The organism is Ruminococcus sp. AM42-11 (assembly GCF_003480145.1).
GTDB lineage: Bacteria > Bacillota > Clostridia > Lachnospirales > Lachnospiraceae > Blautia_A > Blautia_A faecis.
The window spans coordinates 50,978-65,607 of record NZ_QUIO01000025.1 but is presented as its reverse complement, the minus strand read 5'-3'; the positions used below and the strand labels follow the sequence as shown (position 1 = coordinate 65,607).

8 protein-coding genes are annotated in these 14,630 nt (G+C 44.8%); 6 read left to right on the top strand and 2 right to left on the bottom strand.

All coding sequences use genetic code 11. The annotated features are described in order from the left end of the window. The 3 genes from DW904_RS24600 to DW904_RS14785 all read left to right on the top strand — a co-directional run. Positions 1-270: FctA domain-containing protein (locus tag DW904_RS24600; RefSeq protein WP_147422329.1), on the top strand; the 270-nt coding region annotated here is incomplete at its 5' end. After that, complete coding sequence (locus DW904_RS14790) at positions 228-5,609, top strand: Cna B-type domain-containing protein (RefSeq protein ID WP_279254394.1); 5,382 nt, start codon at positions 228-230, stop codon at positions 5,607-5,609. The genes DW904_RS24600 and DW904_RS14790, both read left to right, overlap by 43 nt. A 296-nt stretch (positions 5,610-5,905) precedes the next feature. Then, complete coding sequence (locus DW904_RS14785) at positions 5,906-6,706, top strand: hypothetical protein (RefSeq protein WP_118582045.1); 801 nt, start codon at positions 5,906-5,908, stop codon at positions 6,704-6,706. A 70-nt stretch (positions 6,707-6,776) separates the two neighbouring features. On the opposite strand, the gene DW904_RS14780 is transcribed toward DW904_RS14785, so the two are convergent. Continuing rightward, positions 6,777-7,616, bottom strand: coding sequence for an AraC family transcriptional regulator (locus DW904_RS14780; RefSeq protein WP_118582042.1), 840 nt, complete (start codon positions 7,614-7,616; stop codon positions 6,777-6,779). Positions 7,617-7,786: 170 nt separating this feature from the next. Here DW904_RS14780 and DW904_RS14775 point away from each other — a divergent pair, with 170 nt between their 5' ends. The 3 genes from DW904_RS14775 to DW904_RS14765 all read left to right on the top strand — a co-directional run bounded on the left by DW904_RS14775 (position 7,787) and on the right by DW904_RS14765 (position 12,695). Beyond that, entirely contained in the window at positions 7,787-9,949 is a 2,163-nt protein-coding gene (locus DW904_RS14775; protein ID WP_118582039.1) for an alpha-galactosidase, read from the top strand. Between the two features lie 193 nt (positions 9,950-10,142). Continuing rightward, positions 10,143-11,576, top strand: a complete 1,434-nt coding sequence (locus DW904_RS14770) for a hypothetical protein (RefSeq protein ID WP_118582036.1) — start codon at positions 10,143-10,145, stop codon at positions 11,574-11,576. Between the two features lie 99 nt (positions 11,577-11,675). Continuing rightward, positions 11,676-12,695, top strand: coding sequence for a U32 family peptidase (locus tag DW904_RS14765; RefSeq protein WP_118582033.1), 1,020 nt, complete (start codon positions 11,676-11,678; stop codon positions 12,693-12,695). 130 nt (positions 12,696-12,825) lie between these two features. Here DW904_RS14765 and DW904_RS14760 read toward each other — a convergent pair whose 3' ends face one another. Further along, on the bottom strand, positions 12,826-14,616 hold the full coding sequence (locus DW904_RS14760; protein ID WP_118582030.1) for a flavin reductase: 1,791 nt from the start codon (positions 14,614-14,616) through the stop codon (positions 12,826-12,828). Positions 14,617-14,630: the final 14 nt, after the last annotated feature.

The window sequence follows — 14,630 nt, the reverse complement described above, 5'->3', positions numbered from 1 at the left end:
AAGAAGATCACCAGGACAGCCGGAGAAAAGACCGAAGAAGCCGAAAAGATCGTATTTAACAATAAATACGAAGCAGCCGGAAGCCTGGCGCTGACCGCAGAGAAGAAGCTGGAAGGAAAACAGCTGGAAGAAGGAAAATACAGCTTTGTACTGAAAGACAGCAAGGGAACCGAGCTGCAGACGAAACAGAACGGTGCAGCCGGAAGCGTGTCATTTGATGCAATCGAATATACCCTTGCGGATGCCGGAAAGATTTCACCTACACGGTAGCGGAGGTTGCCGGAAGCGAGGCGGGAGTCACCTATGACAGCAGTGTGTACACAGTAAAAGTACATGTGGCTGACAAGGGAACCGGAACCCTCGAGGTAACGAAGAAGATCACCAGGACAGCCGGAGAAAAGACCGAAGAAGCCGAAAAGATCGTATTTAATAATAAATATGAGGCGAATGGAAGTATAACCCTGACAGCAACCAAAAATCTGAACGGTCGAGAGTTCCGGAAGGGCGATAAATGGACATTCACCGTAACTTGCGATGATGCGAACGCTCCAATGCCAGAACACCCAGTTGTTACTACAACTGCAACCAGTGGTTTCACAACCACCCTTGATTTTGGTAAGATTAATTATACCATCGCAGATGCTGGAAAGAGTTACGTTTACATCATCATTGAAACTGGAAATGTAGCAAACGTAACAAACGATCCAGTTGCTGCAAGAACTGTAACCGTATCTGTCAGAGACAAAGGAGACGGAACTCTTAACGTAACTCAGGAAGTTACTGGAGCTGGACTGACATTTACCAACAAGTATGCCGATGGCGAAACAACTCTCGGTGTAACCAAGGTGTTAAGCGGCCGTGAGTTCAAGTCAGGAGATGAATGGACCTTTAAATTAACAGCTGATAAAGGCACTCCAATGCCAGCACAGACCGTTGTAAAGACAGATGCAACAAGTGGCAACAGTCAGTCACTGAGCTTTGGAACTATCAAGTATACGCTTGCAGATGTAGGAAATACTTACACCTACACAATCCACGAGACTGGAAGCGCAGAAGGTGTAACAAACGATCCGAATGCAACTCGTATAGTAACTGTAACAGTAAATGAGGGCAAAGACGGAAAACTGGATATTGTAAGAGAAGAACCCAAGGGTGAAATCGTATTTACCAATACCTACGACGCAAAGGGATCTCTGACATTGGAGGCAAGTAAGACTCTGAAGAACAAAGCTCTTGAAGCTGATGCCTTTAACTTCGTGCTGAAGGACAAGAACGGAGAGACTATTCAGACCGTTGCCAACGATGCAGATGGAAATGTAACATTCAGCCCGCTCAATTATACTCTTAAAGATGTTGGAACTCATGTTTACACAGTATCAGAAGTTCAGAGAGAGAATACCGAAGTTACTTATGATACTACTGAGTATACTGTTGAAGTAACTGTAGCAGATGCAGGAAACGGAAAACTGAAGGTAAGCAAGACGATCAAGAAAGGTGATGATACTGTTGATGCAATTGCTTTTGAAAACATTTATAAAGGAGTAATTAATATCAGCGGCTCTAAGACCTGGAATGATGCAGACAACCAGGACGGAATCAGACCAGCAAGTATCACTGTAAAACTTTTTGCAAATGGAACAGAAGCTGCAAGTCAGGTGGTAACTCCTGATGAGGCTGGAAACTGGAACTATGTCTTCAAGAACCTGCCGCAGTATGATGCAAAAGGAAAAATCACTTATACAGTAACTGAGAGTGCGGTAGCTGGTTATGAAACAAGCGTAAGCGGCTACAACATCACCAACACTCATAAACCAGCAACCCTCGACATCACCGGAACCAAAACCTGGAACGATTCCAACAACCAGGATGGCAAACGTCCAAAGAGCATCACCGTCAACCTTCTTGCAAATGGCATAATTACAGACACCAAGACCGTAACAGCTGACGATAACTGGACCTACAGCTTCACCGATCTGCCGAAATATGCAAATGGTCAGGAAATTACCTACACGGTAAGCGAGCTTACCGTACCTGGTTATACAACAACTATTGATGATAATTACAACATCACCAACAGCTACACACCAGGTGAGACCAGCGCGTCTGTAACCAAGATCTGGGATGATGCTGACAACCAGGATGGCATTCGTCCAGAGAGCATTACCGTAGCTCTCCTTGCAAATGGAACGCCAACTAACAAAACTGTTACTCTTACTGCTGCGAACAACTGGACACAGACGATAACTGGTCTTCCGGAAAAAGCAGATGGAGAGTATATCACCTACACCTGGACCGAGGTTAATGTTCCAGAAGGCTACAGCTTGACAGGAACTTCCAAGAACGAAACGGTAACCACTCTGACCAATACTCATACTCCAGAGCTTACTTCCATCACCGGAACCAAGACCTGGAAAGATGCAGATAATCAGGATGGAAAACGTCCAGAGAGCATTACCGTAAACCTTTTTGCAGACGGAACTAAGCTTAAGAGCCAGAGTGTAAGTGCTGATGCAGACGGAAACTGGAGCTACAGCTTCACAGACCTTCCGAAATATGCAAACGGACAGGAAATCACTTACACCGTAACTGAGGATGCAGTCGATGGCTACACAACCGAGAGTGATGGCTATAATTTCATTAACACTCATCAGCCAGAGACCACCGAGATTACCGGAACCAAGACCTGGAACGATGCAAACAACCAGGATGGCAAGCGTCCGGAAAGCATCACTGTAATCCTTCTTGCAAATGGCACAGAGAAAACTCGCCAGGCCGTAACTGCAGACGAAGCAGGAAACTGGACTTACACCTTCAAAGATCTGCCGAAATATGCAAACGGCCAGGAAATCACCTACACCGTAGCTGAGGAGGAAGTAACTGATTACACTACAACCTACGATGGCAGCAACATTACCAACAGCTACACTCCAGGAAAGACCAGTGCAACAGTAACCAAGATCTGGAACGACGCTGAAAATCAGGATGGAAAACGTCCGGAGAGCATTACCGTAAGTCTTCTTGCAGACGGTAAAGAAACCGGAAAGACCGTTACCCTGAGCGTCGAGAACAATTGGAAACAGACTATATCTGACCTTCCGGAAAAAGCAGACGGAAAAGCAATCGAGTACACCTGGACAGAGGAAACTCTCCCAGAAGGTTACGAACTTACCGACAACAGCAAGAACGGAACTGTAACTACTCTGACTAACACCTACGCTCCAGAAACAACTTCCATCACCGTAACCAAGACCTGGGATGACGCAGACAATCAGGATGGCAAGCGTCCAGAGAGCATTATCGTCAACCTTCTTGCAAACGGAGAGATCGTAGCAAGGCAGACTGTAAAAGCAGACGAAGCAGGAAACTGGACCTACACCTTTAAAGACCTGCCGAAATATGCAAATGGCAAGGAAATTACCTACACTGTAACCGAGGAAGCAGTGGAAGGCTATGAAACAAGTGTAGACGGATTTAACATCACCAACACTTACACAACCGAGACAACTGAGGTGAAGGGCTCCAAGACCTGGAACGATGCCGACAATCAGGATGGCAAACGTCCGGAGAGCATCACTGTAAGACTTCTTGCAAACGGCGAGGAGAAGGACAGCCAGACCGTAACCGCAGACGAAAATGGAAACTGGACCTACAGCTTCGAAAAACTGCCGAAATATGAGGCTGGAAAAGAAATTCTATACACGGTAACCGAGGATGCAGTTGCAGATTACACAACTGAGATCACCGGCTACGATATCACCAACAGCTATGCGCCAGGAAAGACCAGCGTCACAGTTACCAAGGCATGGGCTGATAACGATGACCGCGGCGGTCACAGACCGAAGGAAATCAAGGTTCAGCTGAAAGCCGATGGAGAAAACAGCGGCGAGGAAATTACCCTGAATGCAGAGAACAACTGGACCTACACATGGTCTGACCTTGACCAGAAGAAAGCCGGTAAGGACATTGCCTACACCGTAGAAGAGACTGGAAAAGCAGCTGGTTACATTTCCGCAGTAACCGGAAATGCAGAAGAAGGCTTTATCATTACCAACACCATTACCTCCGTGAAGATCAGCAAGGTAGACATCACCGACCAGAAAGAACTGGCAGGTGCTCATATCCAGGTGATCGACAAGGATGGAAATGTAGTAGAAGAGTGGGATTCCACATGGGAAGCTCACGAAGTAACTGGCCTGAAGCCTGGCGCAACCTATACCCTTCGCGAGACTGTAGCACCAGAGGGATATACTTTGACCAGCGATACCACCTTCACCCTGAAAGAGGATGGAACTGTTAATAAAGATACTACCAAAACAACCATATCAGATAATGGAACCCTTCTGGTAGAAGACAGCAGAACTTCTGTAAAAATAAGCAAAGTAGATATTTCCGACGGGGAAGAGCTGGAAGGTGCTCACATCCAGATCATTGACCAGGATGGAAACGTAGTAGACGAGTGGGATTCCACCAAGGAAGCTCATGTTACCGAGAAACTGAAAACCGGTAAGATTTACACTCTTCGTGAGACTGTAGCGCCATACGGATATTTACTTACAAGCGACACTACTTTTGTTCTGAAAGAAGACGGAACAGTAGATGCAGAAAAAACAACAGCTGTTTCCAAGGATGGTGTTTTACTTGTACAGGATAAACTGGCAACCTCAGCATCTATTGCAGTAACAAAGAAACTTACCTATATTGGTGAAGGTCTGGCAGCAAGAAATCAGACCTTCTATGTAGCCCTGTATTCTGACAAAGAATGCACACAGAGAGTTTCTGATGTGAAAGCTCTTGTGTTCAAGAATGCAGATGCTTCCACCGTAGTATTCTCAGAGAATATTAAGGCAGGCAAGACATACTACATTGCAGAGTGTACACAGGATGGAACTTCTCAGACAATCGGCGCTCTTGCAGATGGAACCGTCTATGAAGCTGTATTTGGCAATGGTAACTCCACAACAGTAACCGAAGCCAATGGAACAACAACCGTTTCCTTTGAAAACGTGTTCAGCAGCTTCCCGCCAGATGGATTCTACAAACAGGGTCAGCTGACAATTACCAAGAAGGTTCTTGGTGCAGATGGAGGCACCAGAAACAGCAACGAGGTATTCTATGCAGGTATCTTTGATGATGCAGCTCATACACAGCTTTCCCAGCAGGTTGAGCAGAACATTATCAAGCTTGATATGGACGGTGGCTATGAAGTAAGTGAGATCATCAATGTTGGTCTTGCCCAGTCAGGAGCAAAGGTAACCCTGTATGTAACGGAAACTGATTCCAACGGAAAACCAATTGCAGGCTCCGAAGGCTTTGGATATAAAGTTACCGTAAGTGCAGATTCTGTTATATTTGATGAAACGAATATGACAGCAGAAGTTGTCATCACCAACCAGGAAGAAAGCACAGTAACAGAAACACCAACACCTACTCCTTCTTCCGATGGTGGAAATAGCGGTGGCTCCGAGAATCATTCCGGCGGCTACGGCGGTGGCAAATCACCGAAGACCGGAGATGATACCCCGATCGGAACTTATCTGATGCTTCTTCTTGCAGCTGCAATGCTTGCAGCCGAGACTGAAAGACGCCGCAGAAGAAACAAAAGACAGTAAAGCAAAACAAGGTTTCTGACCAGGTCGGAACCATAACAAAGCAAGTACAAATGAAGGCGGTCCGCACACAAAGCGGATCGCCTTTTTGCAGATTCACTTTAGTTTTCTGCTCAATTAAGGAAAACTACAGAACAGCCCTGTGGTTCTGGTTTTGCAAAAAAGTAAAAAAACTTTCCTGAAAAGTGGAAAAACATCCCGAAGAAAGAGTTGACGAAACAGCCCTACTGGTATAATGAAGTCAAATTAAAGGATATTACATTTGGGAATGACTTTATAGATTTCAGGAGGTTTCTATTATGAGAAAGAATACATTAAAAAAAGCAATGGCAGTTATGATTTCAGCGACAATGCTGGTGACAGGATATACAGTAGTTTCCGCAGAAGGATTTACAGATGCGGAGGCACTTGCAGAGATGGATGCTTTTACTACAGGTGATGAAGCTGTATATGTGGAAGAAGTTCAGCCGGAAGCTGCACAGACTGAGGAGGTTCAGCCAGAGCAGACTCAGACAGAGGTTCAGCCGGAGGTTGCACAGACCGAGGAAGTTCAGGCAGAAGAATCTCAGGATGAGTTCCAGACCGGGGAATCTGCTGAAGAAGCCGCTTTTGTTGATGGATTCACAGATAGCTCTGCAGAAGCTGATCCAGCTGAGTTTACTGATGGAACTGGTGAAGTTGGAGATGCAGTAGAAACTACCGTAGATTCCGATTTCCGTTTCGAGAACGAAGAAGTCATTATCACTGCAAAAGTGTTTGATGAGACAGCCCTTCCGGAAAACGCTGAAATGAACGCTGTAAAGCTTGAAGCTGGCAGTGAGAAATACGAAGAAGCAAAACAGGCTTCCATCAGAGACCTTGGAACAACAGAAGACGACGAGTACACTTTCTACGACGTAACCTTCATCGCAGATGGTGTTGAGATCGAAGTTCCAGACGAAGCAGTCGTAATTAATATGGAATTCAAAAATGTTGCATCAGAGGAAAACGAAACCCAGAGCGCCCTCCACATCCAGGAGACAGAAGCTGGCGTAGTTGCCCAGGACGTAACCGCACAGTCTGCAGACGGAACACTGAAATCCGTAGGATTTAACTTCTAAAATTCAATAACCGCAAGCAGATACAGGACTTTCTGAGAAATCGGAAAGTCCTTTTTGTATAATCAAAATTTCATCTATGCTGCTCCCGCCACGCCCGCGGTGAAACCCCATACACATTTTTAAAAGCCCGGGAGAAGTGGAGGGCGTTTTCGTAGCCTACGGCAGAGCCGATATCCCCTATAGATAATGTGGTCAGTTTCAGCAATTCCGCCGCTTTTGTCATTCGGTAATGAATGAGAAATTCCTGTGGAGAGTGTCCTGTGCTGGTGCGGAAAATTCGTCCCAGATAGCTTCTGTTAATACCGCATACAGCTGCCACATCCTCAATAGAAATATCATTCTGGAAGTTCTGTTCGATAAAATTTATCGCCTCTTTTATATAATAATCACTCATTTTACTGGTGGCGGCAGGCTGCGGTCTGGCAACAGATTGCGCAAGCAGATCCGCAAAAAGATAGAAATGTCCCATCAGATGAAAAGGAGATTGCTCTGAATTCTGAGAAATGTAAATCAGTTCATCCGCCATCTTTTTTCGTGCCTCCCTGGAGTGGACCATATAGACTGGCGCATCCTTGGAAAAGCCACAAACGTTGAGGATTTCTGTGGTACGCAGCCCGTCAAACTCCACCCAGACGTATTCCCATGGCACCTGAATATCTGCCACATAAGTGGTGATCTGTCCTGGAAAAATCATAAATCCCTGTCCGCTCCGAACCTGATAATTTACATTCTGCCCCTTGGAATTCGTGGCCATCAGGGTGCCTGTTCCGGAAAGAACATAGTGAAAAAGATAGTGATTCCGCGTTGCCGGACCAAATAAATGTCCGGGAGTACACTTCTCATGTCCATATTGGTAAAGGCATAGATCAATGAAAGTTTCGCTCGGAAAAATGTGAAAGTTGTTATCCATATTCGGAATCCTCCTGCTACATTTGCTGATAATATATCATAATGCGATAATATATTTCATTATACCATAAAAAACCATCATAAAGGCATAAAATAAGAAAAATTAAGCTATTTAAGTGTTGATTTTGGTATGCTATACTTAACACATCATAGAAAAAGGAGGCCCCACTCATGGCAATCACCTTCAACGAAACAACCCGGATCTTTACCCTCACCACTGCCCACACTACCTATCAGATGCAGGCGGATGCTCAAGGGTACCTTTTGCACCTGTATTATGGTGCCAGAACTGCAGGAGAAATGGACTATCTTCTGAATTATGGAGACCGTGGCTTTTCTGGAAATCCGAATTCAGCAGGCAGCGACAGAACCTATTCTCTGGATGCATTGCCACAGGAATATCCATCACTTGGCACAGGAGATTTCCGAAATTATGCGTTAAATATAGAGAATGCAGATGGTTCCCAGTGCTGCAATCCAGTTTACATAACACATGAAATTGCGGCTGGAAAATACACTCTGAAAGGTCTTCCATTCGTTCGTGCAGAAGAAAATGAAGCGGAAACTTTGAAGATTATACTGGAAGATCCTGTTACAAAAGTAGAGCTTCATCTGCTCTACGGAGTACTGGAAAAAGAAGATATTATCACCAGAAGTGTGATAATTAAGAATGCTGGAAAAGCCCCTGTAACAGTAAAAAAAGCCCAGTCTGCATGCCTGGATTTCCTTCACGGAGACTATGATCTAATCAAATTTTATGGCAGACATGCTATGGAAAGAAACATGGAAAGAATGCCGGTTTCCCATGAAAGCACCCGAATTGGCAGCCGCCGTGGAACCTCCAGCCACCAGTATAATCCAGGGGTAATCCTTGCAGGAAAAAACACAAATGAAGACAGCGGAAGCTGCTACGGAATGCTGTTTGTATACAGTGGAAACTTCCTTGTAGAAGCAGAAAAGGACCAGTATGATCAGACCAGAATCCAGATGGGTCTGACTGATGAACTGTTTGCATATCCCCTGGAAGCCGGAGCTGAATTTACCGCGCCAGAGCTTATTTTATCCTACACAAACAAAGGTCTTTCCAGGCTTTCCCAGCAGTACCATCACTGCATTATGAATCATATCTGCCAGGGAAAATACGTCCATGCAAATCGTCCTGTCCTGATCAACAGCTGGGAAGCCGCATATTTTGATTTCACCGGAGACACCATCGTAGAGCTTGCAAAGGAGGCAAAAGCGCTTGGAATCGATATGGTGGTTATGGATGATGGATGGTTCGGAAAGCGAAATGACGACAATTCTTCTCTCGGCGACTGGTATGTGAACGAGGAAAAATTAGGCGGAACTCTGACGAAATTAATCGAAAGAGTAAACGCAGAAGGCGTGAAATTCGGTATCTGGATTGAGCCTGAAATGGTCAGTGAGGACAGTGATCTTTACAGGGAACATCCGGACTGGGCAATCACAATTCCAGGCCGCAAGCCTGTCCGTTCCAGAAACCAGCTGGTCCTTGATTTTTCCAGAAAAGAAGTACGTGATGAGATATTTAAACGCATCTGCGCAGTTCTGGATCAGGGGAATGTGGAGTACATTAAATGGGATATGAACCGCAGCCTGGCAGATATTTATGCACCAAACGTGACCTATGATTATGTTCTTGGGGTGTACGATTTCCTGGAAAAACTTACGAACCGTTATCCGGATATTCTTATTGAAGGCTGCAGCGGAGGCGGCGGAAGATTTGATGCCGGAATGTTGTATTATACGCCTCAGATCTGGTGCAGTGACAACACAGATGCTATTAATCGTACACGGATTCAATATGGAACCTCCTTCTTTTATCCGGTAGCAGCAATGGGTTCACATGTGTCAGCAGTGCCAAACCATCAGACCGGAAGAGTGACCAGTATGCATACAAGAGGCGTTGCAGCTATGTCTGGAACCTTTGGCTATGAACTGAATCCCGCACTTTTAAATGCAAAGGAAAAAGCAGAAATCCGTGCCCAGCTTGCCCAATACAGGGAGTATCAGGAATTGATCCGTGAAGGAGATTATTACCGTCTTTCCAATCCTTTCCAGGATAATTTTGCGGCCTGGATGGTGGTATCAGATGACAGATCCAAGGCACTGGTAAGTGTGATAAGACTTACAGCAGAAGCCAATCCGCCGGCAGCATACGTTACCTTAAAAGGAATGGAAGAGGATGCTTTTTATCGGGAAAAAACTACCGGAAAAGTATATCCGGGAGCTGCACTTATGGAGGCTGGAATACTGCTTCCTGCTGCGGTGAGCGAATATGAAGCATACCAGATAGAACTAGAGCGTGTTTGAAAAATCATTCCCGCAATCTGCACCCCCCACTTTGCGGTATATTTTACCCGAACCTTTTCATAGTCGTTAAGTTAATTTTACCATTCTTTTGTGAAGAAAAAAGGAGAAAAGGTTTATAAACTGGAAAGATTGTTTTTTTATATATTCTGAGATATACTTGCAGTATTCGTAGACGGAACAGGGTGTGATTGCAATGGTTTCAATGATTCCTTTCGGGCTTCTTGCCGGGGTTGTGGGGGGACGGGAGGTTCGGATTACAGAGATTGATGAGAGTGGATTTTGTTTTCGGACAATAGAAGAAAATATCTCTGATTCAGAAGCTTTGAAGGTGTGCTTTTATGACATAAAGAATGGGCGTTATCGTGAATTGGAAATTCCAGAATACGATATACAAAGGTTTGATATGGTGGACGCAGAACTCTCCGGATTTTATGTGAAATATAAGGTGACGGTGAAGCAGAAAGCGTATGCGGAGGCGGTTCAGAGGCTTCTTTATCAGTATAATCACTACATTCATCTGAAGCTGGAAGAGGACGACAGCGCGTTGGCGAAAAGCCTGACAGGGTATCCGGGGGAACTGGATGAGGTCAAGCGTGGCAGTCTGGAAGAGCAGGTGGGAATATGGCGGAGAGAGCTTACGCCAGATGGATTGGAGTCCGCTTATAATGGGAAACGTATAGATTTAACTGATAATTGTTCTCAGTACGGAACTGGCTTTAAGCCTGGGTATAAGTGCCAGGTACCGCTTGAATCAGGTGTTACGGAGCTAGCGCTGGAGATAGATCGCCCGGAATTGTATCAGGAATATTTGAATAGTTCCCTGACAGAATTTTCCAAAAAGTATGCCGGAAAATGTATCGGTATCTGCGGCAGCATTATTCTGGAACATAGAGTACCGGATCACCTTTATATTGGAAATCAGTTCTGTCATCTTCTGTTTCCGGAACGTAAATTGTTGTTTGAAATAATAGAAAAAGCAGCGGCAGAACAGGTGGAAATCACACTTGTTTTTTCTTATATCCGGGAATATATGCTGGATTATATAACAGAATTGCTTGATGAAATTAACCGGTGGTGTGAAGAAAAAAGGCAGTCTGTAGAGATTGTTGTAAATGACTGGGGAATGGCTTCTTTAGTAAAAAAAAGCAGAAGGAATCTGATTCCCAGCCTTGGAATTTTGTTAAATAAACGCAGAAAAGACCCTCGGATTCCGTTCAAAAAAGGAGAACAGAAATGGTTTGAGAGGAACAGCCTGAATGCTGGATTTTACCGTGATTTTCTGGAAAGAGAATATGGAATCCAACGCTTTGAATGGGAATCCTGCGGTTACGAACAGCAGATTCCACCTGGAAAAAACAGCCTGCATATTCCGTTCTATCAGACCAATACATCACAGTATTGTCCTCTTGGTGCAGTATGTGAAACAGGCGAGAGAGGACGACAAAAGCTTGCAAAAAAATGCCCGGGATATTGTACGGAATATGCACTTTTGTATCCGGAACATTTGCATATGATAGGGCGGTATAATTCGTTGTTTGGGATTGATATGAGGATATTGAAAGAGGAAGAAATACTGAAGAATTATATCCAAAACGGTGTGGACCGGGTTGTAATAAGAGCATGGTAATGCCGCCGGCAGGTGACATACCCGTGTTGAGGCAGAAGCGATAGTTTATTCAGGATGAAGTACATGGCTGCTCAAGGCTGGAATTTATGGAGATAAGTGATGAAAATAGTAGCAGGATTAGGCTCAATAGATGAATATATAAAGTTCGCGGAGGCTGGTGCAGATGAATTATTCTGTGGTTATGTTCCTTATTCCTGGTCCCAAAAATACGGAACGGTACTGCCCTTAAACCGCAGGGAAGTACTTTGTTATAACGTACAGCTTGGTGCATTCAGTGAGCTGGAAATCCTGTCTGGGATGATGAAAAAGTACGAAAAACCAGTCCATCTTACCTTCAATTCCCTGTATTATATCCCGGAACAATATCCAGAAATTGCCGGGATTATAAGCCAGTGTATGAAAATCGGTTTTCACAGTTATATTATTGCAGACCCGGCGTTGATGGTATATTTACGTGAAAATGGCATAAACTGCGAAATCCATCTCAGTGGAGAATGTGGAGAAATTAATAGCCAGATGGTGGCTTCATTAGCAAAAATGAGATTGAAACGTGTGATTTTTCACAGGAAAAATACATTCGAAGATATGAAAGCGGTTGTTGATAAATGTGGAAAAAAGGATGGGACAGAAGGAATTCCGGAATTTGAGGCTTTTGTATTGAATGAAATGTGCCAGTTTACAGGTGCATTTTGTAATTCTTTGCATTGCGATGAGATGGGGTATCTTTGTAAAGTGCCCTATCAGATCGGAACCTTAAAAACAGGGAATGCCGGTTCTGAAATCTTCAATCAGGAAATAAACGGAGGGCATTTGCTGCCAGACGGCTTTGTTCCTGATGATTTTCACAGTTTACATGATTTTTCCTATGATTCTGCAGGTTATCTTTGCGGTGAAACTGGCTGTGGTCTATGTGCACTTTATCAGTTAAAGCAAGCCGGAATTACGCACTTGAAGCTGGTTGGCCGTGGAAATTATACGGATTACATGGAAAAAGATATTCGAAATCTTCGAATGGCGTTGAATATATTGAAAGAATCCGCTGACGAAATGGAGTTTCGGCGAAAATTGAAATTGCAGATTTTTCCCAGCGGGTGCAGCAGGAATTGCTATTACCGGTGATTAGGCAGCACGGGCTCCGGAGTGTGTCTGAAAAATCATTCCCACAAATTGTGGCGCACATCTTGCAGAAAGCCTTTTTCAGACACGCTCTGGATCCTGCGCTGCCTTGAGAAATTTACCTGGTTGTTTTTTATCCGATGGGCTCGAAATCTGCAGCTCCATGTTTGCACAGCGGGCAGATGAAGTCATCCGGGAGCTCGTCACCTTCGTAGATGTAGCCGCATACTTTGCAGACGAAGCCTTTTTTGCCATCGGTTTCTGGCTTCGGTTTTACATTTTTCTGATAGTAGGTGTAAGTCATGGTGTCAAGATCGTTCATGACGCGGGCTTCGGTGACGCTGCAGATGAACATTCCATGGGTACCAAGGTCTACATATTGTTCAACCTTCAGAGACATAAATGCATTAATATATTTGTCCAGGAATACCAGTCCATTATCGGAACGGTAGACCTTCTGACCTGCAAATTTATCTACGCTGCGTCCGGTCTGGAAACCAAACTGCTGGAATACAGAGAACGGTGCATCTACAGACAGGCAGTTTACGTTGAGAACTCCAGTCTGTTTGATCACATGGTGGGAGTAATTTGCCTTATTGATATTTACCGCAATACGGTTTGGAGTATCAGTGAGCTGGGTCACAGTGTTGACGATCAGTCCGTTGTCTTTTTTGCCGTCATTGGAGGTAACTACATAAAGACCGTATCCGATTCTGAAAAGGGCTGTCATGTCATTTTTGTTTGCCAGCTCATCATTCTGGGCAATGTATTCTTTGCAGAGCTCGCTTGCCATAGCTTCCAGCTGATCCTTGTTTTCCTGGTTTACTGCGGAAAGCACTTTTACAGTAGTGTCCAGCCAGTTGATCTTCTTGCAGCCAGAAAGCATTTCTTTCATAATTTTTGCTGCCAGAGGTGCCCAGGAACCATTTTCGATGATGCCCACGGTGCGGTTCTGGAAGTTGTGCTCGGTCAGACGGGTGATATAGTCGTGCATGAACGGATAAATGCTTGCATTATAGGTTGTGGTAGCAAGAACCAGCTTACTGTAGCGGAATGCGTCGGACAGAGCCTGTGACATGTCATCTCTTGCAAGATCATATACAACAACTTTGGGACATCCCTTGCTGCGAAGTTTGTCAGCCAGCAGCTCTACAGCCGCTTTTGTATGACCGTATACAGATGTGTAGGCGATGACAATTCCTTCTGTCTCTGGTGTGTAAGAGGACCATGTATCGTAAAGACCAATGTAATGTCCAAGGTTTTCTGTAAGAACAGGTCCGTGGAGAGGGCAAATGATCTGGATATCCAGGCCTGCGGCAACTTTCAGTAATTTCTGAACCTGTGGTCCGTATTTTCCAACGATGCCAATAAAGTATCTGCGAGCTTCATCGTCCCAATCTTCTTCTACATCCAGTGCGCCGAATTTTCCGAAGCCATCTGCAGAGAAAAGTACTTTATCGGTGCTGTCATAGGTTACCATAACTTCCGGCCAGTGCACCATGGGAGCGAAAACAAAGGTCAGGTTGTGGTTTCCAAGGTTGAGGGTGCTGCCATTTGTAACCTCCAGCTTCTGTCCTTCCAGGTCGAGACCGAAGAAGTTCTGGATCATAGTGAAGGTTTTCGCGTTGGCTACGATGGTGGTTTCCGGATAAACTTTCAGGAAGTTTGCCACATTTGCTGCGTGGTCCGGCTCCATGTGCTGTACGATCAGGTAGTCCGGCTTGCGGCCTTCCAGGATGCGGTCCAGATTATCCAGCCATTCGTGAGTGAAATTTGCATCTACAGTATCCATGACTGCGATTTTTTCATCCAGGATCACATAGGAATTATATGCCATACCGTTCGGTACTTTGTACTGACCTTCGAAAAGGTCTATCTGATGGTCGTTTACGCCTGCGTAGCGGATGGTGTCTGTAATTTTCATAGAGGTTCGTCTCC

Excerpts from the sequence above, each read along its gene's own strand:
- DW904_RS14775 (WP_118582039.1), top strand. The coding sequence starts at position 7,787 with ATGGCAATCACCTTCAACGAAACAACCCGGATCTTTACCCTCACCACT.
- DW904_RS14780 (WP_118582042.1), bottom strand. The coding sequence starts at position 7,616 with ATGGATAACAACTTTCACATTTTTCCGAGCGAAACTTTCATTGATCTA.
- DW904_RS14785 (WP_118582045.1), top strand. The coding sequence starts at position 5,906 with ATGAGAAAGAATACATTAAAAAAAGCAATGGCAGTTATGATTTCAGCG.
- DW904_RS14760 (WP_118582030.1), bottom strand. The coding sequence starts at position 14,616 with ATGAAAATTACAGACACCATCCGCTACGCAGGCGTAAACGACCATCAG.
- DW904_RS14765 (WP_118582033.1), top strand. The coding sequence starts at position 11,676 with ATGAAAATAGTAGCAGGATTAGGCTCAATAGATGAATATATAAAGTTC.
- DW904_RS14770 (WP_118582036.1), top strand. The coding sequence starts at position 10,143 with ATGGTTTCAATGATTCCTTTCGGGCTTCTTGCCGGGGTTGTGGGGGGA.